General features: G+C 66.8%; 24 protein-coding genes and 1 tRNA gene. 4 read left to right on the top strand and 21 right to left on the bottom strand.

The window, feature by feature from the left end:
• Positions 1-33 precede the first annotated feature (33 nt).
• The 3 genes from lysA to IGS69_RS24040 form a co-directional block, all read right to left on the bottom strand.
• On the bottom strand, positions 34-1425 hold the full coding sequence (lysA, locus tag IGS69_RS24050; RefSeq protein WP_190902592.1) for a diaminopimelate decarboxylase: 1392 nt from the start codon (positions 1423-1425) through the stop codon (positions 34-36).
• Between the two features lie 16 nt (positions 1426-1441).
• Complete coding sequence (gene nrtL / locus IGS69_RS24045; protein ID WP_190902591.1) at positions 1442-2713, bottom strand: ArgS-related anticodon-binding protein NrtL; 1272 nt, start codon at positions 2711-2713, stop codon at positions 1442-1444.
• Between the two features lie 298 nt (positions 2714-3011).
• Positions 3012-3548, bottom strand: a complete 537-nt coding sequence (locus IGS69_RS24040) for a response regulator (protein ID WP_190902590.1) — start codon at positions 3546-3548, stop codon at positions 3012-3014.
• 115 nt (positions 3549-3663) lie between these two features.
• Between IGS69_RS24040 and IGS69_RS24035 the strand changes: the two genes are divergently transcribed.
• Positions 3664-3735: transfer RNA gene (locus IGS69_RS24035), tRNA-Arg, on the top strand.
• A gap of 143 nt (positions 3736-3878) precedes the next feature.
• Here IGS69_RS24035 and IGS69_RS24030 read toward each other — a convergent pair.
• The 15 genes from IGS69_RS24030 to IGS69_RS23960 form a co-directional block, all read right to left on the bottom strand.
• Positions 3879-4631, bottom strand: a complete 753-nt coding sequence (locus IGS69_RS24030) for a hypothetical protein (protein ID WP_190902589.1) — start codon at positions 4629-4631, stop codon at positions 3879-3881.
• A gap of 593 nt (positions 4632-5224) precedes the next feature.
• Positions 5225-6430 (bottom strand): tyrosine-type recombinase/integrase, encoded by a 1206-nt coding sequence (locus tag IGS69_RS24025; protein ID WP_232543630.1) that lies wholly within the window; start codon positions 6428-6430, stop codon positions 5225-5227.
• A gap of 281 nt (positions 6431-6711) precedes the next feature.
• A complete protein-coding gene (locus IGS69_RS24020; protein WP_332836580.1) occupies positions 6712-6924 on the bottom strand; it encodes a helix-turn-helix transcriptional regulator in 213 nt (70 codons plus the stop codon).
• A gap of 205 nt (positions 6925-7129) precedes the next feature.
• A complete protein-coding gene (locus IGS69_RS24015) occupies positions 7130-8380 on the bottom strand; it encodes a DUF3631 domain-containing protein (protein WP_190902588.1) in 1251 nt (416 codons plus the stop codon).
• Positions 8377-8718: a hypothetical protein gene (locus tag IGS69_RS34740; protein WP_232543629.1), complete on the bottom strand. Its 342-nt coding sequence runs from the start codon at positions 8716-8718 to the stop codon at positions 8377-8379. The genes IGS69_RS24015 and IGS69_RS34740 overlap by 4 nt, the downstream gene beginning before the upstream one ends.
• Complete coding sequence (locus IGS69_RS24005) at positions 8715-9629, bottom strand: bifunctional DNA primase/polymerase (RefSeq protein ID WP_190902587.1); 915 nt, start codon at positions 9627-9629, stop codon at positions 8715-8717. The genes IGS69_RS34740 and IGS69_RS24005 overlap by 4 nt, the downstream gene beginning before the upstream one ends.
• Positions 9630-9715: 86 nt before the next feature.
• Complete coding sequence (gene ssb / locus IGS69_RS24000; RefSeq protein ID WP_190902586.1) at positions 9716-10150, bottom strand: single-stranded DNA-binding protein; 435 nt, start codon at positions 10148-10150, stop codon at positions 9716-9718.
• A 14-nt stretch (positions 10151-10164) separates the two neighbouring features.
• The gene (locus IGS69_RS23995) at positions 10165-10473 is read right to left on the bottom strand and encodes a hypothetical protein (protein WP_190902585.1); all 309 of its coding nucleotides are present in this window, start codon (positions 10471-10473) and stop codon (positions 10165-10167) included.
• 168 nt (positions 10474-10641) lie between these two features.
• A complete protein-coding gene (gene traB, locus IGS69_RS23990; protein ID WP_190904621.1) occupies positions 10642-12657 on the bottom strand; it encodes a plasmid transfer protein TraB in 2016 nt (671 codons plus the stop codon).
• A 57-nt stretch (positions 12658-12714) separates the two neighbouring features.
• Positions 12715-13278 carry a plasmid transfer protein TraA gene (gene traA / locus IGS69_RS23985; protein WP_190902584.1) on the bottom strand — a complete coding sequence of 188 codons (564 nt, stop codon included), beginning with the start codon at positions 13276-13278 and terminating at the stop codon, positions 12715-12717.
• A 19-nt stretch (positions 13279-13297) separates the two neighbouring features.
• The gene (locus tag IGS69_RS23980) at positions 13298-13795 is read right to left on the bottom strand and encodes a hypothetical protein (protein WP_190902583.1); all 498 of its coding nucleotides are present in this window, start codon (positions 13793-13795) and stop codon (positions 13298-13300) included.
• A 27-nt stretch (positions 13796-13822) separates the two neighbouring features.
• Positions 13823-14206, bottom strand: coding sequence for an RRQRL motif-containing zinc-binding protein (locus IGS69_RS23975; RefSeq protein WP_190902582.1), 384 nt, complete (start codon positions 14204-14206; stop codon positions 13823-13825).
• Positions 14207-14222: 16 nt separating this feature from the next.
• Positions 14223-15113, bottom strand: a complete 891-nt coding sequence (locus tag IGS69_RS23970; RefSeq protein ID WP_190902581.1) for a DUF2637 domain-containing protein — start codon at positions 15111-15113, stop codon at positions 14223-14225.
• Positions 15110-15442 (bottom strand): hypothetical protein, encoded by a 333-nt coding sequence (locus IGS69_RS23965; RefSeq protein WP_190902580.1) that lies wholly within the window; start codon positions 15440-15442, stop codon positions 15110-15112. The genes IGS69_RS23970 and IGS69_RS23965 overlap by 4 nt, the downstream gene beginning before the upstream one ends.
• Positions 15439-15735, bottom strand: coding sequence for a hypothetical protein (locus IGS69_RS23960; protein ID WP_332836566.1), 297 nt, complete (start codon positions 15733-15735; stop codon positions 15439-15441). The genes IGS69_RS23965 and IGS69_RS23960 overlap by 4 nt, the downstream gene beginning before the upstream one ends.
• Positions 15736-16413: 678 nt before the next feature.
• On the opposite strand from IGS69_RS23960, the gene IGS69_RS23955 reads away from it, so the two are divergent.
• A complete protein-coding gene (locus IGS69_RS23955) occupies positions 16414-17172 on the top strand; it encodes an XRE family transcriptional regulator (protein ID WP_190902579.1) in 759 nt (252 codons plus the stop codon).
• Between the two features lie 4 nt (positions 17173-17176).
• The gene (locus IGS69_RS23950) at positions 17177-17650 is read left to right on the top strand and encodes an NUDIX domain-containing protein (protein WP_190902578.1); all 474 of its coding nucleotides are present in this window, start codon (positions 17177-17179) and stop codon (positions 17648-17650) included.
• On the opposite strand, the gene IGS69_RS23945 is transcribed toward IGS69_RS23950, so the two are convergent.
• Complete coding sequence (locus IGS69_RS23945) at positions 17638-18204, bottom strand: HD domain-containing protein (protein ID WP_190902577.1); 567 nt, start codon at positions 18202-18204, stop codon at positions 17638-17640. The genes IGS69_RS23950 and IGS69_RS23945 overlap by 13 nt on opposite strands.
• A gap of 1 nt (position 18205) precedes the next feature.
• A complete protein-coding gene (locus tag IGS69_RS23940; protein WP_190902576.1) occupies positions 18206-18667 on the bottom strand; it encodes a GntR family transcriptional regulator in 462 nt (153 codons plus the stop codon).
• A gap of 156 nt (positions 18668-18823) precedes the next feature.
• Here IGS69_RS23940 and IGS69_RS23935 point away from each other — a divergent pair, with 156 nt between their 5' ends.
• Positions 18824-20809: an AAA family ATPase gene (locus tag IGS69_RS23935; protein WP_190902575.1), complete on the top strand. Its 1986-nt coding sequence runs from the start codon at positions 18824-18826 to the stop codon at positions 20807-20809.
• Positions 20810-20856: 47 nt separating this feature from the next.
• Here the strand turns inward: IGS69_RS23935 and IGS69_RS34735 are convergent, their stop codons facing one another.
• Positions 20857-21351 carry a DUF4231 domain-containing protein gene (locus tag IGS69_RS34735; RefSeq protein WP_232543628.1) on the bottom strand — a complete coding sequence of 165 codons (495 nt, stop codon included), beginning with the start codon at positions 21349-21351 and terminating at the stop codon, positions 20857-20859.
• Positions 21352-22346 lie beyond the last annotated feature (995 nt).

Below are 22346 nucleotides of genomic sequence, written 5' to 3'. Positions count from 1 at the left end.
GCTCTCGGCTTCAAGGTCCAGGCCTTCTGCCGTTCAGCCGACGTCGAGACGCAGCAGGTCCTCCTCCGTCTCGCGGCGGACGATCACCCGCGCCTCACCGCGGTCGACGGCGACGACCGGCGGGCGGAGCACGTGGTTGTAGTTGCTGGCCATCGACCGGCAGTACGCGCCGGTGGCCGGTACGGCGACGAGGTCACCCGGTGCCAGGTCGGACGGCAGGAAGGCGTCCTTGACCACGATGTCCCCGCTCTCGCAGTGCTTGCCGACGACGCGGGCGAGCATCGGCTCGGCGTCGGAGGTGCGCGAGACGAGCGCGATGCTGTATTCGGCGTCGTAGAGCGCGGTGCGGATGTTGTCCGACATGCCGCCGTCGACCGAGACGTAGGTCCGCAGCCCCTCGAGGGGCTTGATGGTGCCGACCTCGTAGAGCGTGAAGGCGGTCGGACCGACGATGGCGCGCCCGGGCTCGACGGAGATGCGCGGCGTGCGCAGCTTCGCGGCCTCGCACTCCCTGGTGACGATCTCGGTGAGCGCCTTGGCGATCTCGTGCGGCTCGCGGGGGTCGTCGTCGCTGGTGTACGCGATGCCGAGTCCGCCGCCGAGGTCGATCTCGGGCAGCTCGACGCCGTGCTCGTCGCGGACGGCCTTCAGGAGCGAGACGACCCGGTGCGCGGCGACCTCGAACCCGGACATGTCGAAGATCTGCGACCCGATGTGGCTGTGGATGCCGACGAGCTCCAGCCCGTCGAGCTGCAGGGCCCGGCGTACGGCCTCGGCGGCGTGCCCGCCGGCCAGCGGGATGCCGAACTTCTGGTCCTCGTGGGCCGTGGCGATGAACTCGTGGGTGTGGGCCTCGACGCCGACGGTGATGCGGATGAGGACCTTCTGCCGCTTGCCGAGGCTCTGCGCGATGTGGGCGACGCGGACGATCTCCTGGAAGGAGTCCAGGACGATGTGCCCGACCCCGGCCTCGACGGCCCGGGTGATCTCGTCGACGGACTTGTTGTTGCCGTGGAAGGCGATGCGGTCGGCGGGCATGCCGGCGGAGAGGGCGGTGGCCAGCTCGCCGCCCGAGCAGACGTCGACGTTCAGCCCCTCCTCGTCGAGCCAGCGCACCACGGCGCGCGAGAGGAACGCCTTGCCGGCGTAGAAGACGTCGGCTTCGGCACCGAAGGCGGTGCGCCAGGCCCGCGCGCGGGCCCGGAAGTCGGCCTCGTCCAGGACGTAGGCGGGGGTGCCGTACTCCTCGGCGAGCCTGGTGACGGGGATACCGCCGACGGTCACGACTCCGTCCTCGTCCCGCGTCACGGTCTGGGCCCACACCTTGGGGTCCAGCGCGTTGAGATCGGCGGGCGGGGCGGAGTAGTGGCCCTCGGGGAGGACATCGGCGTGACGGGGCCCGGCGGGGTGTGCGGAACGGCTCATGATCTGTTCGTGTCTCTCAGAGATGGTCGGGAGCGTCGATGCCGAGCAGGGACAGGCCGCCGGCCAGCACCGTCCCGGCGGCTTCGGCGAGCGCGAGCCGGGCACGGTGGGCGGCCGAGGGTTTCTCCTCACCGAGGGGCAGCACGGCGGGGAGCAGGGGCATCGCGGCATCGGCGACGGCGAGGAGGTGCCGGGCCAGGCGGTCGGGGGTGTGATGCGTGGCGGTGGCGGCGAGGACGCGGGGGTGGTCGCCGAGCAGGGCGGTCAGCGCGTCCGCTTCGCTCACGGGACCGGGCTCGGGGTGGAAGCCGAGGTCGGCGGCGTTGCGCAGGAGGGCCCGGGTGCGGGCGTGGGCGTACCGGACACGGAAGAGGGGATTGCTCTCCCGCTGGACGAGGTGATCGCCGGGGATCCGGGGCCGGTCGTGGCCGGCGGGGTGCAGCAGCGCCCAGCGGGCGGCGTCCCGGCCGAGGGGCAGGGGGTCGGCGGGGGCGGGGACGGGGGCGATACGGACGTACGTGTCAGACATGCGGACGTGCGTGTCGGCGATGCGGGCGCATGTGTCGCCGATACGCGACGCCTGGGCGGTGACGTCCGCGTCGAGCACGGACTGCCACTCAGGTGCGGGCCGGCCCTCGCAGCGGAGGTCGGTGCCGGCGATGCGCGGCGCCTGGGCGGTGACGTCCGCGTCGAGCACGGACTGCCACTCAGGTGCGGGCCGGCCCTCGCACTCGACCCGGGCGTACGTGTCGGCGATATTCAACCCTCGGGCGGTGACGTCTGCCCCGAGCACGGACTGCCACTCCGGTGCGGGCCGGCCCTCGCACTCGACCCGGACGCAGTGGCCCTGGCTGCGCAGCACCCGGCTCACGGCGTCCGCGACCACGACGGCACGCACCTCTGCCGGGCACGAGATCCGGACGGCGGTCCCGCTGACGCCGGTCGTCGCGTGCCCGTAGCGCGGCCCGCGCCGCAGGACCTCCTCGACGAGCTCGGCGGAGGCGGTGCCGCACAGGCTGAAGTTGAGGAAGCCGGGCCCGGTGACGACGACGTCGGCGAACCGCTGCTCGTCGAGGAGCCGGGCGCGCAGGATCTCGGCGACACGGTGCGGCGGCTGCCCTGCGGCGGCGGCCAGCTGGAGGGCGATGTTCGTGGCGTAGTCGCCACACCCGCCGGGCCCCGGCGGAGCGACCACGGCCCGCTCCGGCACGGTCACGCTGAGCTCACCCTCGTCGACAGCGCGGCGCACGGCGTGCAGCACGGTGCGGGAGAGCTCGACGGGGGTCACGGGACAAGCGTATGGGAGGAAGGGGGTGGGTATGCGACCCGGTTTCGGTGCGGTCCGGGATGTGGACGCGGCGCTGGGTGCAGGGGGCCACTGCTTGTCGGGAGCTGGGCCGGTGGGCCGGTGGGCCGGTGGGCCGGTGGGCCGGTGGGCCGGTGGGCCGGTGGGCCGGTGGGCCGGTGGGCCGGTGAAGGTTACCCATGTTCGGAACTTGCGCCGGTAGGCGCTGCGAATGGACGTTAAGACCTGCACCGATGGACGCCGCCCGTGCTCGTTCAGGGCTTGCGCCGACGCCACCCGCCTACGATACGGCGGGAAGATCCACTTCCTTCCCCTGACCCTTCACCGGTTCCTCCACTTGGGCACCACCGCCGTCGGAGTCAGGGCCGCCACCGCGCTCCCGCCCACCGCCCCGCGCCCGCTCGACCAACTGGCTCACCATCCGCACCAGTTCCGCCGGCTCGAAGGGTTTGGAGAGGAAGGCGTCGACGCCCACCTCGAGCCCGGCCTCGATCTCGGGGTGACCGCAGGCGCTGACGATGGCGAGGGGCATGTCGCGGGTACGGGGATCGGCCCGCAGCCGGGCGGCGGTCCTGAGCCCGTCAAGCCGCGGCATGACGACGTCGAGGGTCACAACATCGGGCCGCACCTGATGAACGACATCAAGACACTCGGCACCATCGGCCGCGGTCACGACCTCCAGCCCCTCCAGCTCGAGGTTGACCCTGATCAACTGCCGGATGACCTTGTTGTCGTCCACAACAAGCACCCGGCCCGACACGCCTGGCACAACTCGAGAGTAGGTCGACCCCGGCCATCGCGTCCGGGTTTTCCCCACTTCCACCCCGCACGAGCGACTCACACCCCCGTCCCGGGCAGCGGAAACCCGTTCATGACCACACCGAGGGAGCTGGTAGTGTTCTACCCGTCGCCGCGAGCAACGCGACGAACACGCCCCCGTAGCTCAGGGGATAGAGCAACGGCCTCCGGAGCCGTGTGCGCAGGTTCGAATCCTGCCGGGGGCACTCGCCGTAGATCAGCAGAAACCAAGCGCTGACCAGGGCGGATGCCGACATGAAAGAGCGGGAGTCAGTCTCACTGACTCCCGCTCTTTCTCGTTGTTTCGCAGTGGTCGCGATAGACCTGCGATAGAACGAAGGCCGCTTGATCAACTCCAGGAGGGCGGATAGTCATTCAGCCGCTCCAAGGTGAGCTGATAGGTGTTCCTCAGCCGGGTGAAGTCGTAGAAGCTGCCCTGCGGTTCGTACTTGACGGTCAACAGTTCCCGCGCTTCGAGTTCTTTGCGACCCTTTGTCCACGTATCTGAGGACAGTCCGTACCGCTGACGCCTTGTCGTGGAGATGTACTGCGGTTCCGAGTGCCCTCCCAGAGCCTCTCGGAGAACGAACAGCAGAGCCGTGGCCGTCGGGGACAGCTCCAAGACCCAGCCCTGGGTCCAGAACTCGACTGGCATACCGACGTAGCGGCCCTCTTCCCGCGGCTGGGTGTACTCGCCTCCGTCACCCGTGGCACTTAGCAGCGTGATCGCGGAGGGCCGCCCCCACTGGGGCTGAAGGTCGATGAACTTCTTGTCTGCGAGCCACTTCAGATTGCTGGCTACTCGCCGCGGACCCTTCTTCCGATCGAGCGCGAGCATCCGCGTCCAGCCGTTCGGACTTGGCGGTGTCCGCAGGTCGTAAGGCTTACCCGTGGCCATCATGGTGATGCACATGTACAGCTGAAGTCGCACCCTGCCTCCACGCCCGCCTTGGACCAGCCGCGCCAGGGGCGGAGGCCCATCGGCATCCTCCGGCGCTATGACGAATGTCGGCGGAAACGGGATGTACCCCCGCCTCTTCGCCTTGTCCGCCGCCCCCTGCAGCAAGCCGAGCGCCTCAGAGCGGACTTCATCAATCGGCACGACTTTTACCTTCCTGCAGGAGCAACAGGGGTATGGGGATACCAGGGGTACTAGGGGGTTCACGGCTCTTCTATAGATTCCGCCACAGCAGTCGGGAGGCTACAGCAAGAGCGCTACGCCTCCACTGCACAAAGGAAATTAATCCCTGTACTGAGGTTGTCTGCCTCCTTCACAAAGGGCATTCACCCTCTTTGACCTGGGGTTTTACCCCTGTCAGCATCGTCATCAGTCAAGCGCGACATCGTCGGGCGGTTCATCGGGACGCTGCCGCGATTCGCTGATGAGGGGATTGATACAGATTGTCCAGCCACGACTCATCGATCCGGAGCCTTTGGGCGGCGGTCATCGTGCTCGGTGCGCTCATCGCCGCAATGCTGAGCACCGCCGCACTCTGGACCGTGGGGGCGCCCGCGTACACCTCACTGGGGGCAGGGGGCGCCACCTTCATCGGAGTAGCCACCCTGGGATTCACCCTCAGGAAGTTCTTGACTGAGTAGCCGTGACATTGGTGAGGCTTCGCGCAGCCGCCGGCGGGCCGATGGTCGTGGATACCCCACGGCCCGCCTCCAAGCTCACCACTCCATACCGTGGCCTCAGCCTGCCCAGCCCATTGCCTGTTCGATCTTCCTGTTGTTCGCCTCGTCGCTGTCGTCGATGACGCCGGCGTAGCGGCGGTGGATGACCTCTGGAGAGTTGCCCGCGCGCCGGGCCACCTCGGCTACCGGGAGGCCAGCGCGGAGCCAGTTCGTGATGCAGGTGGCCCGTAGGTCGTAGGGCCTGCGAGCCAGAGGGGACGCCACCTTATGCGGGGTGAGCGCGAACGGCCGGGCTTCCTGCCACACCCTCCAGTAGCTGGAGGTCCCGAGTAGTCCCCCGCGCTCGTTCGGGAAGAGCCGACCATCCTTGGCCGTGCCGAACTCCGCGATGTGGGCTCGAAGGATCGCCACCAGGACGGGCGGTATGGGCACCGGTCGGTCCGCCCCGGGGTCTCGTGACTTCAGCCCGCGTCTGTCGTGGCGCTCCCCCGAATCGGTCCACTTCTTTCCCGAGATGGGCCGTGTCTCTCGAAGAGTCAGCGTTCCCCACTTCGCCCGGGGTTTCCTGAATCCCTTGACGAGACTCACGACGTACGGAGGTGACTCAGGAAGATGACAGTCACTCAGCCGGAGCCCGACGACTTCAGCCGGACGCATTGCGGCGTAAAGGATGCAGGCGAAGAAGGCAACCAGTCGACGCCCGCGGTTCCGGTGCACGGATCCCACGTACGAGACGGCTGTGAGAAGTTGCCTTCCCTGTAGCTCGTTCACCAGGGTTCGGGGGTCGACAGCATCGCCCCTTTGGGATGTGGATCGCTTCACGCCGTTCAGGGGGTTCTCTTCGAGATAGCCCTCTTGAATCGCGTACTCCATCGCGGTGTTGAATCCGCGACGTCTCCGCTTGTACGTATCGGCTGCGGCAGGGGTGTCGTCCAGTTTGAAGGACAGCCGATAGTGGACGTCCCGGATGACCTTGGAGTCCGTGAGAGCCGACAGCGGAAGCGAGTGCGCCGCGAGCCAGGCGTACGCAGCCTCCAGCTCCTCCGGGGGTTCCTCGTCCTTGTGCGCCGGTACGACAGCCCACCGCACGGTGCGCCGAACGTCCTCCAGCGTCGGTGCCTTGGAGTCCTCCCCCATCATGGCGAGAGCCACGGTGGCGAGGCTGTCAGCCAACCCCTCGCGCGTCTTCGCGGCGGCGGTGCGCCAGCGAACTGCCATGTACTCGCGGACGAATTCGAACCATGACGGATCGTTGCGCACCATGGCCGCTGCTTCGGCCGCGCGCACTTCGGACTCAGGAAGTCCATCCGTGATCCGAAAAGCTTCCCCTTTGCGCATGGCTTGCCGGAGTTCAGATCGGCGTCCATCGGCAAGCGTGGCGGTGGCAAACGTGGCGCTACTGACTTTGCCACCGACCTTCCAACGCAGTTGGTACGGCCGGGTTTTACTGTTCACCTTTGTCACGTTCCATAGGCGAACATCGAAGGAAAACCCCTCGGAAGCCGGACGGTTTTGCCGCCCGGCCCCCAAGTTGTTGTTGCTCGTCACGCGGCTTCCTCCAGTGAGGTCAGCCAGCGATCGAGTTCGGAACGACGGATTCTTACGGAGCCGTTCGGGAGTTTGATGGACTTCGGGCCCTTCTTACAGGCGCGCCAACGGTAGAACGTCGCCCGAGGAATTCCGATCTCTTCGATCACCTGCGGGATGGTGAGCATTTCGTCGCGAGGCCTGGCCACGGCGTCACTCCTGTCGCGGATCGCTACGCCTCCCTTCCCCCAGATCCGCTACATCCGCTACATCCGCTACATCGCAGGTCAGGGGCCTGTTTTCTGTAGCAGATAGGTAGCGTGTAGCAGATAGACCCACTGCACCCGCCCTCCCGGGGGCACAGCGGATTCAGCGGCCCGGGAGGGCGGTGTAGCGGCTGATGGTGGTCAGTTCGGTCTTACGCGCTCGCGCCGATCAGGCTGTCCGAGCGTCCGGTGTAGCGGTTTCGGTGGCCGTGTAGCAGATTCCAGGGAGCCTTTCTGCTACAGATTCACCGCCGCTGACCTGCGGTGTAGCAGATGTAGCGGATGTAGCGGACTTTGGAGGGGGCGGGGGACAGTAGCGGGCCCACGCGTCCGCGAGATCCTCGGCGTAGTAGCCGCGCGGCACCGTGCCGGCGGCCGTGCGGATCGGGCGTGCCTTAATGGGCTTGTTGGCTCCGGTGACGTAGCCACTGAGCAGACGGGACAGTCCGCGCGGCGTCAGCGGCTTGCCGCCCATGTCGACCCACGGTGCGTCGTCCATGGCGGTCAGGCACTCCAGGATGGCGGCCGTGGGCATGCGGTCGATGCCGCAGAACACGGTGTCGCGCAGGTCGATCAACAGCCGGATTCCAAGGGAGGCTTCGTCGTCCTGGGCGGCAGCGGCGACCAGCTCGACACAGGCGGCGCGGGCCCGCCTGGGCCACATCCCGCCGGCCGCGTCCGCGACGGCGAGCAGGGGTTCCCACACGTCCGCGGGCCGGTCGGTGATGCCCTCCGGCATGGCAGGCCAGGAACCTTCGACGGCCTTGCGAACGCTGTCGGCCCACTTCCCTAGCCGGTCGCGCAGCGCGTGCCCTCCCTTCTCGTGGAGTCGCTGCCTAAACGGTTCCACGTGCTCGTTCCTGGCCCGCCGGCGCATGCGGACGATGACTGAGCGGGTCAGGATCGTGTCGGGCAGCGAGCCGAGTCCGGCCATGGCGACCGCGCAGTACGAGGGGAAGGGCTGCACGCTCTGGCTGGAGCCGTCGCCCACGCACCGGTAGGTGACCCCGGAGCGTCGGTGGCCTGCGTTGAGGAAGCCGCGGAGTTCCTCGTTGTCGTTGGCCTTGGGGCCGAACACGGTGTCGATCTCATCGAAGAGGATCGTGGGCCGTCCCTCCGTGCCGGAGACGGCACGGAACAGGGCGGCGGCGGACGCGTTGACGGCCACCATGGGGTGCGGGACCAGGGTTTCCACGATCTCCAGCGCCCGCGACTTCCCCGACCCCGGCTCCGGAGACAGGAACGCCAGGCGCGGGGTGGAGTCGAAGCAGTCCAGCAGGTGCGCGTGGGCGTCCCACAGGGCCACGGCCACGTAGGCGCCCTCAGTGGGGAAGACGTTGAAGCGGCGGTGGAACGCTTCGACCTCATCGAGCAGGGCCGCGCCGTCGATGGTCGGTGCGGGCGCCTCGGTGCTGGTCATACGGCGCTCCTCCCTTCTGTGTGAGGGGTGGTCTGGTGGGGGCAGTGCCCGACGCGGGCGCGGGTGGTCAGTTCGATGACGGCGCGTTTTCCGCGGGCGCGTTCGTGGTGACCGCAGGCGCACAGCCAGTCCGCGACGGGTCCTCCGGTCATGCGGATCTGCAAGCCGGGCTGCATGCCGGTCGTGTGGGTCACGGGCGGTTCGGGGGGAAGGGCTGAAGGGACGGCCTGGCGGCCGTCGTCCTTCGTGCCACGGCTGACGTCCGGGGTGACCAGAGACAGGCGCGTACGGCCGGACGTGAGCCGGAACGGCTTTTCAGGGCCGCGGCAGGGGCTCATGCGGTCTCCCTCGGTCGGCAGGTGCGGATCGACCAGTCCAGGGCGCTGTGAATGGTGGTCCGGCACTCGCCCGCCGACAGTCCGGCCGCCTCGCCGGCCGCCTGAAAAGCCGTCTCGACCACCTCCCGGGTGATCTCACCCCAGGCCACGAAGCGCCCCATGGCACGGGCGCCCGCCAACAGCCGGTTGTTGCGCCCGCCCTCCGAGGTGCCGGTGACGGCGGCGGTCTCGCGTTCCAGGGCCACCTCGGCGCGGCGGGTGGCCTGGCCCGGGATGAGCAGTGGAGCGGGCGCCCGGCCGGGCACGGCCGGAGTCTGTAGCAGGGTCCGAAGCCAGGCGGGCAGCGTGGCCACCGGGGCACCGTTGATGACCTCGTAGGCGCCCTGAGAGGTGGTGCTGCCCGCGGCGACGATGTTCCCGCCCCACGCCCGGGTGTCCACGTTCGGCGCCACGGTACGGGCGGTGTTGAACAGCCGGACGTCCGACGGCATGCCGTAGTACAGGTGCAGTCCGCCGCTGGGCGTCCGCACCGTGTACGTGAGGGGGATGGGCTGTCCGGCGCGCTCGCAGAGCGCCGCAAAGGACGTCGCGCCGTCAGGCGCGCCCGAACTGCCCTTCCCGCTCTTCTCCTTGGGCACGTCCAGGTCGACGACGACCAGGCCGGAGGGCCCGGTGGCGATGCCGACGTTGAACGCACCCGCGGCCCATGCCTGACGGATCCGGTCCGGGTCGGTGGTGGCGCGCTGTTCCCACTTCACGTGTCCGCCGGCGCACTCGCCGGTGTGGGGGCAGGTGCGTTCGCCGTGCAGCGCGGAGCCTTTGGCGCCGGGCCGGAGCGGGTGAACGTACCAGCCGCGGGCGGCGGCTTGCAGCGCTGCGGACAGCAGCGCGAGTCGTGCGTCATACGTCATGCTGGAGGTCTCCGGTTCTGTCGAAGGGACGGGAGAGCCGGGGCGGTCGCGATTCTTTGGCGAGAGGGCGACCGCCCCGGGCGTATCTAGAACGGGGGCTTGGCGGTGTTGCCGTCGGTGTTCCATGGGTCGCCGGAGGGGTCGGGCTTGTCGCCCGGCTTGCCGTTGATGGCGACGGTGGTGAAGCGCAGCGAGGCGCCGATGTCGTCGACCTCGACGGCGAGCATGGAACGGTTCTCACCCTGCTCGGTCTGCCAGTTGTGCTGACGGATCCGGCCGGACAGCACCACGCGCGAGCCCTTCGTGAGGGACTCGGCGACGTGCTCGGCGAGCGAGCGCCAGGCGGCGCAGCGGAAGAACGTGGAGGTGCCGTCCTTCCACTGGCCGGAGTCCTTGTCGAAGGTGCGCGGGGTGGAGGCGACGGTGAACTTGGCGAGCGCCTGGCCGGAGTCGGTGAACTTCAGTTCCGGCTCGGCGGTCAGGTTGCCGATGATCGTGACCGGGGTCTCTCCGAGCGACATGCTGTCTCCCTGGTTCAGTGCTTGGAGCGGGTGAGCTTGAGGGTGATGCCGCCGACGCCAATGGGTCCGGCGGCGCCGGCGATGACGGTGGCGGCGTGGGCGACGGCGTCGAGCAGCGCGCACAGAGCGACGACCAGTCCCCAGCTGCCGAGCGCGGCGGCGCCGACGACGGCGACGGGGATCAGGACGCGCTGCCACGGGATGCTGTGGCGGGTGCTGCCCTGGACGACGATGACGACCGGAGCACCGGTCGCCTCGGCGCGGCGGTAGGCGTCGGCGGGTATGTGCGGGGCGATGATCCCCGGCGGGTCACGGTGGGACATCGGGCTCCCTTCAGAAGGTCCGGGGCCCGTCGCACAGACGCGGGCGGGCCCGTGCGGGTGGGTGTTACGAGCAGGTGTTAGGCAGCGTGAACGCCCGCTGTTAGGGCGGGTAACACGCGTGCCTGCCTAGGGGTTTGGGTGTTAGACCGCCGTAACGCGTTACGGGTGTCAGGCGGCCGTGAGGGCGGGGACTATGCGCCACCGGCCGGTGGTGTTGGTGGCGTCCAACCGGCCTTCCTGAGCGGCTTCCTTCAGCCGCAAGGACACCCACGAGCGGGACAGGTTGTGCCGGTCGCACCAGTCGGTGAAGTTTTTCGGGCCCACGATCATGCGGCCCTCACCCTCGAACTCCTCCAGCGCGGCGGCGAACAGCCGGCGCGCCTCCTCCGGTGACGGCTTACGGCCCGCCTCCTCACCGAAGATCGGGGCGTCGTCGCCTTCCTCCGGCTCCGGAAGCTCCGCCTCGGGGTCGATGTCCGCGTCCTCGGGGTCGACCAGCAGACCGCCGAACTCCATGTCCTCGTCCTCCTCGTCGACGATGGCCAGCGCCGTCCGCTCCTCGCCGGGGGTCGGGCGGCCGGTGTAGGCGCGGCCGGCGACGCCGGAGGCCGCGCCGGCGGTAACCGGGTCGGCGGAAGCACCGTTGTGCTGCGCCCACGCAGCGAGCCGTTCCATGACCGGCACCGTGCGGAGGGTGAAGCGTCGGGTACGGCCCGGAGAGGGGTAGCGGGACTCCTCGATGCCGGGCGAGACCACGTAGCAGTAGCCCGGTCGCCGGTTGCCCCACGCCCCGGGATGGGCGCCCGCGTCGATGACCGTCTCCGGCAGCGAGAACCCCTCGTCGCGCGGGTCGCAGCCGAGCGCGACGACGGAGGGCAGGGAGGCGCGGGTGGACGTGGACATCTGGTCGTACGACGGACGCTGCAACGACACGATCAGCGAGATCCCGGCGGACCGGGCCTCCTGCGCGATGCCGGTGAACGCGTCATCGCCCATCGCGCGGAGTGTGTTGGCCGCCTCCTCGAACCAGGCCACCAAGAACGGCATGCCCGCGCAGCCGCACGCCCGGCCGTCGGCACGGCAGGAGTGCTCCGGGTCGTTCTGCACCTGGGCAGCGGCGGGGGCCCACTGCCGGTAGCCGTGCGAGCCGAGCCAGCGCGTACGTGCCGGGATGGCCGCCTCCACGGCCGCCACCATGGCCTCCGTCTGCGAGCCACCCTCCGCAGCCCAGTCCAGCCCCGCCCGCAGCGGCGCGAAGTCCTGGAACGCCTTGGGGTCGGAGAACCACACGATGACATCGGTGCGGGACTGGATCTCAGTGAGCAGGTTCAGGGCGGCGTCGCCCTTGCCGGAGCCGGTACCGCCCGCGACCAGCACGTGCGTGGAGTTGCGGCCCGCATCCGGATCACCCGGAAGCCAGATCAGGAGCGGGGCCCCATCGTCGTAGCGGCCGATGACCAGCGGCTCCGCGATCGAACCCCCCTGGTTCGAGGGTCCCTCCCACTCAACGACTTCAGCGAGCATGTCTTCCGGCACGATCACCAGATCGCCCCGGCGCTCGGAATCCGGGTCGGGGCTGTACCGAACAGCGGATTTCGGCAGATCCAGCGCGGATGCGATCCGGGCCAGTGCCTTGGCGACGTCATCGTTGGTCTGCTCCCCGGGCTGAAGCGCGAGCTGCGCGGTGACCCGGTTGGGCTCCACCTTCGCCGCGCCGATCTGCGCCCGTGCCAACCCCACCTTCTCCAGCAGACCGCCATCCGAACTGCCCGCGGTCCCGTCGATGTTGTGGCGCAGGACCATGCGCACGTTCCAGGACAGCGCCACGACGGGTCCACCCATCAGGAACAGGTCGTCCACCGGCCCGGCGGTGGGCCCGGCCAGACAGGCGGCCGTCACCCACGCCGACCCGGCCGCCACCGTCACCGCGGAGTGCAGACGGCGCTGTTTGGTGGTCGACTTGCCCGCGGCCCAAGTGACACCGGTCAGCGCCACCGACGCCAGCGTCAGGCCCACGCCGGCCGCCGTGTTGTCCGGCCACCGCCAGTGCCCCAACGCACCGACGACACCGGTGGCGCCCCACGTGAGCCACGGCGGGATGTGCGGCTTGGCCTTGTGGAGCAGGTACGCGCGGACGGTGCCGTTCTCCGGCCCGCCCTGGGGGTCCATGACGTAGCCGGGCATCCCGTCGGGGTAGTAGGGCGTCATGCTGTTTCGATCGCGGGCCATAGCCCAATCTCCTTACTGCTGAGCCCAGTTCATGACCGGCTGCTGTGGGCGCCGGGCGCGGTGACGCACCCGGTTGATCTCTTCCTCGAACTCCTGCTGGAACGCGGAGTAGCAGGCGGCGGCGTTCTTCGCGGCATCGCGCAGACTGTCGGCGGACTTGCGCATCTTGCGGGTCACCTTCCGCGCCCGGATGCGGGAGCCGAACGCCCGGCCCTCCGGGTCCGGCACGGCCGCCAGGATGCTGTCGAGGATCTCGGCGGCCATGGCCACCTCGATGGACAGCGTCACGCCAGCCGCCCGCAGGGTGTTGCAGTAGTTCCGCACCTGCGCCGGAGAGGTGAACTCCGGAGCAGGCAACAGGGACTGGTTGCCCGACCGACCGCCGCCCCCCTGGTCCCGGTTGCGGTTGTTGTTGACGGTGACGTTGATCGGCGGGACGAACGAGCCGCCCATCGCACCGACGAACCCGCCCGCGGCCGCACCCACGTTGGCGAACTTGTTGCCCTTGCCGTTGTTGCTGTTCGAACCATTGCTGCCGTTGGCGCGGCCGTTGCCGTTGCGCGTAGGGGTTGCCATCAGACGTGGTCTCCTCTGATCAGTGCGTACGGCGGACGGTGAGCCACGCGGTCTGCGCCACGATCAGCGTCAACAGCCAGACCAGGGGCAGGGCACCGGCCCACGGGCCGAACCCTGCCGCCAGCGCCGCCCACGCGAACGCGAGCGTGGCGAACACCGCCAGTGCGATACGCCAGGCCAGCGTGGAACTCTGTGCCGGGCGCGAGCGCTGCACGACGGCGAAGCACACCGCCGGCGCGAGCGCGGCGGGGGCGAGCACGAGAGCGGACCACCAGGCGATGACGTGCAGCAGACCGGTCACGACCAGGGCGAGCAGGGCGAGAGCGGTCGGGGCGAGCGCGTGGCGGGCCATCCACAGCCCGCGGCCCACGAACCCGAGCGCCTCGCGGGTCAGCGACGGGTGCTCGGGGACGACGACCACGAACGGCTGCGAGCGGCGCCCACGCTGACGCGGGAGTCGGACGGTGTGGACGCCCGCGGCGGTCTTCACCTTGCGGGTACGAGTACGACTGGACATGACGAAGCTCCTTGGGAGTTGAAGGACTCAGGCAGCGCGCTGTTCCTCGGCGACCAGGCACATCCCGCAGATGCCGTACGAGCGCGGGATGCAGTAGCCGACATCGAGCAGGCAGCGGGGGCAGGTGCGGCGGGCCAACATGGCCAGCGCCAGCGCGCCCCACTTGCGGGACGTCATCGGACGGACTGGCTTGGCCAGGTCGATCCAGTACAGGTAGGCCACCTGCACTCCCCCGGCCCGCCGGTTGGCCCGCATCACCTGAGCGGCGATCGGCTGACCACCCGGGCGCAGCCCCTTCGCGCGGAGCTGTCGCCGGGTGGCCAGACCGTCCGGGGCCAGGCGGAACGGGTAGGTCGGGATGCCGTAGCGGGCGCCGGTCGGATCAAAGCAGCGGCCATACGCGTGAGACATGACGCGGGCCTCCCGCTCAACCGGCGATCGCGGCAGGGAAATTGGCCAGGTACTGCTCACGCGCCTTGACCCGACCGCGCGCTGTGCGGGCCGTCGACTCCGACGCCCCGAGCCCCGCGCCGGCCATCGCCATGGTCATGCGGGCCGTGCTCGGCTGCGTGAAGTCGGTGCCGTACAGCGCCCGCACCAACTGATCGACCCGGTTCGAGTAGATCACCGGCGCGCACAGGTCGACGACCGTCGACGACTTGGCGACGGGTGCCGGATCCGGGGTGACGGGCGTCGACACGGTCTCGATCACCACCGGCCCCGCCGGAGCCGCGGGCGCCGGACTCAGCGTGAGGTTCGCGGATACGGTCGACACTGGCGGCGGACCGTCGACGGCCACCGTGACGGGCGTCGACGGTACTTCGACGCCCGTCTGCGGGGTGGTGACGCCCGTCATCGCCCGTCGGGCGAGGTAGGTGTGCACCTGCCGCATCAGCGCACCGAACGCGAGCAGCGCAGCGACGGGTGGGACCGCGGCGACCACGTAGTTGAGGGCGTTGGCATCCTGCCCGACCCCGGCCACGTTCAACGCGATGGAAGCGCCATCCCCTGCTGTGACCAGGGCGATTGCCCACCAGTCGATCCGATGGGCGAGCGAGGCACGCAGAATCAGCAGTTCCCCGATCACGATGAAGAGATCCACCGTGGCGGGCCAGGCCCACGACCGGGCCACCGCCTCCGCCATACCGTGTCGGGCGGCCACCTCCTGCAAGTGCTCGTACGAGAGCCAGAACGCCACCGCGGTCAGCACGACCGTGAGCACCGCGGCAAGTGCGGTGATGGCATGGTCCACGGTGGCGGACGTCGACGGCGTCTTGACGGGCGTCAACGGCACGTCGACGCGCACAGGGGCGTTCATGCCGCACCTGCTTCCGCGAGCACCGGAACGGCGACGTCGCCGTAGCCAACCAACTCCATCTCGGCACCCTCATAGGCGACCGTTGTGCGCAGGACTCCCGTCCGGCCGTCGCCCTGGACGCGGTACTCGACGTCGCCGGGGACGGCGTCGAGCGCCTCGCGCCACGCTTCGAAGTCGGGCAGTCCGGAGTGGAGCGCCAGCTCCAACCGGTTCGGGTAGATGGGCGAGAGGCCGACAGTCGGCGCGGGCAGATGTCCGAAGTCCACGGCCAGCAGACGCAGTGCGCGCATCGGCGCGGCCAAGTCGTCCAGCGTCAGGTTCTGGTTCATGCGGCCATCCCCGTCCGCAGGCTGCGACGCCGGGCGGCGTTGGGCGTGGGCAGCGGCGCGAGCCTCAGCAGGCCCGCCTCGTCCAGCGTCCGCGCGGCCACCTGCACCGCACGGTCGGGAAGCTCGGGGTAGTCAGCGATGATGTCGCGCGCCGCGTCCAGCCGGGCGGCGCGTTCCTCCTCGGTCTCCCCCTCGACTCCCAGCCACAGATCAACCGGGGTACCGAGGGCGAGTTCGAGGAAGTCTTCCGTCGTGTCGGCCTGGTGGCCGGAGACGTAATTGCGGATACGCATGGCTTGCTCCTGAGTCGAAGGGACGGAGAGAGCCGGGGGCCGCGAAACGTTGGCGAGAGGGCGGCCAGCCCGAGAAGCGGCCACGGCCGCGAAGGCGGTGGGCCGGAGTGCCCCGGTCGGGAGTCGCACCCGAACGTGCGACCAGCGGGGCAAGGTGTGAGAACCGGCTTCACCGGCCCGCCGCTTGCGGCGGCGGACCGGCCCCGAGCCGGGAAGGTCGGGTGCGTCATCGTCACTGCTCTGACGCCAGCAGGGCGGCGCACACCGGGTGGCATCCGACGGGTTGACCTCCCGTGAGGGAGGGATGATCCCGAGGGCTGTTCTCCAGAGCCGGTGCGCGGGGAAGTGGCCGCCGGCGGCCGTCACCCGGGCCGCCGCGGGGACGGGGAATCTCACCCCGTCGACTTGTCACGCTGTTGAGTTCTCAAGGCACAGACGTTTCCTTCGAACCCGTTTCACGGGGCTCTCCGGAGGTTCGATGTTGCAGTACCTGTTTTACAGGTACTGCATAGGGATCCGTCAAGTGGAGCGGCGGAACCTCCTGGTTTTCGCGCCGGGACTTCTTGGCGCACCATCAGAATTGCCCCAGGTCAGGGGAGTTGGTCACCCCACCCGTGGACAGCTCTGGTTGATCTCGCTACCGTCAAGAGCTCCCTAGATGTCCCACGGAGGGCTCAGATGTCCAACGAGCGTCTGCGGACAGCCCTGTTGGCGCGAGGCATGACCATTCAGAGCCTCGCTGAAGAGATCGAAGTCAACCCGAAGACCGTTGAGCGGTGGATCACTCAGGGCAAGGTGCCGTACCGGCGACACCAGTACGCAACGGCAGCGGCTCTCCAGGTCGACGTACTGACGCTCTGGGACGACGACCGCAATGTCGAGAGCGCGTCTGACTTGGCGAAAGCCGAGATCGTGACCGTCTACCAGCATCGCCACACGGTGCCGTCGACCCTCTGGCGCGAGATGTGCGAGCGCGCCACGGAACGCATCGACATCCTCGTGTACGCCGGCATCTACCTCGCAGAGGATCCGCTCTTCTTCTCAACGTTGAAGGAGAAAGCCGAGAGCGGCGTACGCATCCGAGTGCTCATGGGCGATCCTGAGTGCGAGGCAGTCATCCGGCGCGGCATCGACGAAGGTCACCGCATCATGGACGGCAAGATCCGCAACGCGCTGGTCAACTACCGCCCGCTGTTCACCAGCCATCCCGAGATCACGTTCCGCCTGCACGACACGGTGCTCTACAACTCGATCTATCGCGCCGATGACGAGATGTTGGCCAACACGCACGTGTACGGCATCGGCGCCTACATGGCGCCCGTGTTCCACCTGCGCCGTCTTCCGGGAAGTGGCCTGTTCGACACCTTTGCCAATAGCGTTCAGCAGACCTGGGAAGGCGCCAGGCCAGTCACTGAACGCGACATCGCGGGAGCTTGAGAGCATGGGACGCATCGACTACTTGCACGACCCGGACGCTCCGCCGGCCAACTCGGTCGTGCCATCGGTCGTAGCGTTCGTGCAGAACGACGCGGGCCAAGTGCTCATGATCCAGCGGTCCGACAACGGACGTTGGGCGCTGCCCGGCGGCGGCCACGACGTGGGCGAGTCCATCAGCGACACGGTGGTCCGTGAGGTCTGGGAAGAGACGGGCATCAAAGCCGAGGTCGTCGACATGTCCGGGATCTACACGGACCCTGGCCACGTCATGCAGTACGACGACGGCGAGATCCGGCAGCAGTTCAGCATCTGCTTCCGCGCGCGCCCGATCGGCGGCGAGCTGCGTACGAGCAACGAAACGACGCAGGTCCGTTGGGTTGCCCCAACGGACCTGCGGGAGTTGGACGTCCACCCCACCATGCGACTCCGCATCGAGCACGCGATGGACCGGGCCCGGACAGCGCCCTACATCGGCTGACGCTTGGCGTCGGCGACCCTCTCAAGTACGCGTGCGGTGCTCGCTAGGATCTCGGGTTCGGCGCGACGAATGAACGTGCCGATCAAGCTGTCTGGCCCGTAGCGGCCGGCAATCTCGTTGATCCGGTCTACAGGATTCGTGGGCGTGCCGTCGGGCGTCGTGTTCATGTCGCAGAAGCAGAGAGCGTCGTTCAGGTGCGCGCTCTCGCGGGGGAACTCCCCCTCCAGCTCTTCGCGCAGGCCGCGCGCATCGGCCTCCATCCACGCACAGGAGTGGTGGGCCACCAGGTGCACGACCCGCTCGTCGGCGTTCGCGACGTCCCGGAGGTAGCGAGCACCATCAAGGGGGTGAAAGCCGGTCTTGGCGAGGTCGGGTGCATAGCCAATGTCGTGCAGGACTGCCGCGGCTTCCAGCAGCTCGGCGTCGTCTCCGAGGATGAGCGCGATGGTCCGCGCCCTCTCGGCGACGCCCAAGCAATGCCGCCACCGTCGCGGCAGCGGCTCAGCGAGCAGGGATTCCGCGAGCGGGTAGGCCCACTCCGTCAACGTCGACAAGCTACGAACGCCCCTCTCGGTTCGGCACAGTGCGGACCGTCCGCACCTTGCCCTGACCTTCACTCGCCAGCACGCCGGCGGCTTCGAGCTTGTCGAGAGCCTTGGTCACGGTCGGTCGGGAGACACCGAACCTGCCCATCAGATCCGACGCACTGAGGAACTTGGCCCCCACCGCGAACCTTTCGGTCGCGATGATGTCGGCGATGCGCTCTTCCAGCGGTCGCCGGTCGACCTGCTCGCCTTGGCGTACGACCCTCCATCGGCCACCGCGCACAGGCTCGGCGACCCCGTCTGCCTGTAGCTCCTTGAAGGCGCGGAGCACGACTCCACGCGAGACACCGTGATCCCGCATGAGGTCTCCGGCGGCCGGAAGCTGTGCCATCTGCGGGTCCGCCTGAATCCGGGCCTTCACCACCTCCGCGATCTGCAAGAAGGTCCCCCGAGGGCTGGCCTGCTGCGACACGGGCTCTGCCTCCTCCGTCCGATAGTCGTCTGGCTCAAGCTTCCCACGACGAGGCGGTCTTGGTAGAGGTCCACCCCACTCTCGATTCCCCCACCTCTGATGTCACACGGGCGCTAGCATCGCCCGCATCTGCCACTGCTACCCAGGAACACCAACATGGCCGTTCGATCCTTTGACATTCCGGCAACTCGCGGCTTGGTCCGAGCACAGGCGGCCGAGCTGCCGAACATTGTTGCGATTGCGGGGCCAAACGGGGCCGGAAAGTCCACCCTCCTGGAGGGAATCAAAGCAAGGAGACAGCAATTCTTGGAACCCGGCTCCGAGTTGCTATACGTAGGGCCGCATCGCACCTGGCGAAGCACTCAACTATCCGATATGCACGTGAGCGGATTTCCTTATTCGTTCGAAGATATCCTCAAGGCTGATTCCATCCCGCAGTATCAGTACGGCCCTCCATCCGGTCTGCACTTCCTATCTGGAATGATCCGAAACGCCAGCTCTGCTGATGAATCAAACGCTCTCGCGAAAACATCACTTGTCCGCCTCAGCAACCAAAAGCGCGACCTAGTCAACGCCCAGTTCGAGGCTCAAGGTGGGCAGATTGTGGCCGGAACAGTCCCTGACCTCCTCTCCCCTTTGAAACAGCTAGTTTCCATCCTGCTTCCACATCTGGAGTTCGCCGGAATTGACTCAGCCGCGAATCAGAACATCCGGGTTCTCTTCCGGAGGGCTGGCCTGGTTGAGGGGCCCACCTTCGATATTGACGATTTGTCGTCAGGTGAGAAGGCGGCCATTTCTCTCTTCCTGCCGTTCGTCGAGCGTGAAGCGAGAGCCATGGTGGATGGCGACCACACGCCCGTTCCTACCGTCGTTCCAATTACGGTACTTCTCGATGAGCCTGAGATTCACCTGCACCCACTTCTGCAGTTGAATGTCCTGGAGTATATGCGAACCATTGCACGTCAGGAGCGGGCTCAATTCATCTTCGCTACGCAGTCACCAGTTTTCCTTGACTCTCTACAGGATGATGAACTTTATATCTTGTCTCCGCCCGGGTACGCAACTGAAAATCAGTTGTCCAGATTGAGCGCATCGGCAGAGCGCCTTGAAATTGCACGTAGCTTGACCGGGAGCACTCACATGCTCACGCGCGGCAAGCCGATTGTCTTCGTTGAAGGTGAATCAACTGTAACCGGCAATCGGTCGGCCGTTACAGACGAGCGCCTGATGAAAATTCTTATCCCCGAAGTGGAACATTGGGCAATCGCGCCAGCCAGAAGCAGGAATGAAGTTGTCAGTGCAGCCAAATCCCTGAGAGGCGCATCTCTCCATCTCCCTGGTATGCCGGTTTTCGGTCTAGTCGATTCCGATACCTCGGCTTCTGGGCTTCCAGACTTTGTAGTTCCATGGCCTGTAGCCATGATTGAGAACCTACTATTGGACCCTGATCAGCTTTGGGAACTTCTTAAGGACCACGGGCAAACGATTGGTATGACGTCCCTAAACGACGTCAAGCGATCCCTTGATGCGATCATTTCCGATCGCGTAGGCGAAGAGGTAAGACTCCGTATCCGTGCAACCATGCCAGGAAGTTTCATTACAACAGACAAGGCAGATTCGCAGCAGGCAACTGATGACATCGATAGAAAAGTTGCAGAACTTAAAGCGGAAATCGGGCAGATTGATCTTCCAGCTAGAGCTCAAGAGTATCGAGCACGAGTGCAAGCAATCCTTGATTCCGGCGAAGCATTGGAACGTTTTCACGGCAAGAGCATTCTGAGCGAGTTCTACAAGCGCAATTCCCTCTCCAAGGTCTACTCGACGGTTGGGTTCAAAATTTCGGCAGCACAATCAGCAGCCAAGGGAGCCCGAATTCGGCGACTTACTGAACCCGCCGTAAATAGGGTGCGACTCTACGTTCCACCGAATTGTGTGGAAGTAATTGGGCGCGGTGTCGAGACTCCAGAAAGGGCCCAGTTGATTGCCGAGTTGGCATCACATAGGTCAGCATGGCAGAGCGGAACGCCCATTTCGACCGACCGTGAAAAACTGCGTGAATCACTGGCCCATTATGCGCGCCAACAGGAGGCAGTCGTCGCAGGTGAGATCTTCCAAGTGGCCAATGAAATTGGCACGCCATAAAAATCTCTAGCAGGTCGCCCTTAGCCGGCCGTGCCAACAGTTGACCTCTACCCCTCGGGTGTCTCAGTGGGCTGGTCTAACTGTTGCTGCCTTTTCCGCTGATCACTCTTCAGGGTTTCCACGCGATCGGTGAAATCTGCAAGTGCGGCCGCATCGTCTCCCTGGTTCTTGTAGCGACCAACCCTCAGACTGAAATTGTCGAGCTCCTCCTCAATGGAATCCGCAGTTTGCTGCAAGTAGAAGCTCCGCTCTCGGAACTTGAAGTAGCCAGTGAATCCGGCAGCGGCACCAACCGCAAAATTTACACCAACAAGGATCCACTTATAGGGGGGAGGCGTATCCGCCAATCCCGCAATGGTCGAAGCCCCAAGAGACCCAACGATAATTAAGCTCTGGAATATATTATGTATCCGTCGATAGTGCATTTGTTCATTGCGGTACTTCTCAATGACTGCGGGAACCGTCTCCCGATAAATGTGCCGCCGAGTTTCCGTCGGGAGATCAAGGTTGACCGCGTGAAGCCTCTTGCGTTCGATGGCCAACTCTAGATCGATGCGTCGGCCGGTTATATATTCAGTCTCCCAGTTAACGTGATCAATGGTGCTCGTACCGAGTATCCAACTAGCGATCAAGAGCGCGAAAACTACCGGAACGCATGCAATATTCACTCGTGTGATATCGACGCGCCCCCAAGTGAATACGTTCGCCAGCCCCACAACGAGCAACAGAACCGGGGTAGCCGAAAACGTCGAAATGATAAATAATCTCCACACGCGAGCTGAGCGAAGCTCACGACGCAGCCTCTGAATGGTCCTTTCGTGCTCAAGGAGTCGCTCGACAGGACCTTCAGTCGGATTGCTCGCTGACGCCAAGACGTACGCTCCCCCACCGTTGAGATGTGGCCGTCGATGTTAGTGGGCCTAGATCAACCGGCGCGAGGGGCCCCCTAAGTCCCCCACCCTCGGTGCGGACGACAGGCACGGCGACCGCGTCGGACTGGCTGTTGCCTGTTGCTGGCACGCGGCGCACGGTATGCGATAGAGATCAGCCCCGCGCTGTACCTAGCAGCGGAAACACCCAGGTCAGGCCGCATTTCTAGTGCAGCATAGGCATGCTCTCCGGAGCCGTGTGCGCAGGTTCGAATCCTGCCGGGGGCACCCTGTATGAGGTGCCCAAAGACCCCGTCATCAGCGGAAACGCTGAGTGCGGGGTCTTCGCGTATGTGCAGGCGTGTGCGGCCCGGAGCGGTCGTATGCCGGGGTCTGTGGACGAGGCGTGGACGGGATCTTGAGACGTCTGCCCAGGTCAGCTCCGGCAGACGGCGAGGCCCCCGGTCAAGTCCAGGAGCCTGAGGGTCGGTTCATCGGCGGTGCACCGCAGTAGCCGATCTCGATCGGCTAACCGTCGCGGTAGAGCACAGTGCAGTGGCCGCGCCTTGAGGGCAAAAAACAGTCCCCAGTAGTACTGCTCGTGTCCTGAAGCTTCAGTCGTCACTGTTGCCTCGGTATCGCGCCGGCTTGCTGGGGGCCTGAACCAC

Origin of the sequence: Streptomyces tuirus (genome assembly GCF_014701095.1) — a bacterium.
Lineage (GTDB): Bacteria > Actinomycetota > Actinomycetes > Streptomycetales > Streptomycetaceae > Streptomyces > Streptomyces tuirus.
The sequence above is the reverse complement of the archived record's forward strand: the minus strand, read 5'-3'. Positions and strand labels throughout refer to the sequence as shown.

Bases quoted from the DNA above. Each gene is read 5' to 3' on its own strand.
- IGS69_RS34740 (WP_232543629.1), bottom strand. From the start codon at position 8,718: ATGAGCCCCTGCCGCGGCCCTGAAAAGCCGTTCCGGCTCACGTCCGGC.
- traA (WP_190902584.1), bottom strand. From the start codon at position 13,278: ATGGCAACCCCTACGCGCAACGGCAACGGCCGCGCCAACGGCAGCAAT.
- IGS69_RS23970 (WP_190902581.1), bottom strand. From the start codon at position 15,113: ATGAACGCCCCTGTGCGCGTCGACGTGCCGTTGACGCCCGTCAAGACG.
- IGS69_RS23995 (WP_190902585.1), bottom strand. From the start codon at position 10,473: ATGTCCCACCGTGACCCGCCGGGGATCATCGCCCCGCACATACCCGCC.
- IGS69_RS23955 (WP_190902579.1), top strand. From the start codon at position 16,414: ATGTCCAACGAGCGTCTGCGGACAGCCCTGTTGGCGCGAGGCATGACC.
- IGS69_RS24005 (WP_190902587.1), bottom strand. From the start codon at position 9,629: ATGACGTATGACGCACGACTCGCGCTGCTGTCCGCAGCGCTGCAAGCC.
- IGS69_RS23950 (WP_190902578.1), top strand. From the start codon at position 17,177: ATGGGACGCATCGACTACTTGCACGACCCGGACGCTCCGCCGGCCAAC.
- IGS69_RS23980 (WP_190902583.1), bottom strand. From the start codon at position 13,795: ATGTCCAGTCGTACTCGTACCCGCAAGGTGAAGACCGCCGCGGGCGTC.
- lysA (WP_190902592.1), bottom strand. From the start codon at position 1,425: ATGAGCCGTTCCGCACACCCCGCCGGGCCCCGTCACGCCGATGTCCTC.
- ssb (WP_190902586.1), bottom strand. From the start codon at position 10,150: ATGTCGCTCGGAGAGACCCCGGTCACGATCATCGGCAACCTGACCGCC.
- IGS69_RS23975 (WP_190902582.1), bottom strand. From the start codon at position 14,206: ATGTCTCACGCGTATGGCCGCTGCTTTGATCCGACCGGCGCCCGCTAC.
- IGS69_RS23935 (WP_190902575.1), top strand. From the start codon at position 18,824: ATGGCCGTTCGATCCTTTGACATTCCGGCAACTCGCGGCTTGGTCCGA.
- IGS69_RS23960 (WP_332836566.1), bottom strand. From the start codon at position 15,735: ATGCGTATCCGCAATTACGTCTCCGGCCACCAGGCCGACACGACGGAA.
- IGS69_RS24025 (WP_232543630.1), bottom strand. From the start codon at position 6,430: ATGGTGCGCAACGATCCGTCATGGTTCGAATTCGTCCGCGAGTACATG.
- IGS69_RS23965 (WP_190902580.1), bottom strand. From the start codon at position 15,442: ATGAACCAGAACCTGACGCTGGACGACTTGGCCGCGCCGATGCGCGCA.
- traB (WP_190904621.1), bottom strand. From the start codon at position 12,657: ATGCCCGGCTACGTCATGGACCCCCAGGGCGGGCCGGAGAACGGCACC.
- IGS69_RS24015 (WP_190902588.1), bottom strand. From the start codon at position 8,380: ATGACCAGCACCGAGGCGCCCGCACCGACCATCGACGGCGCGGCCCTG.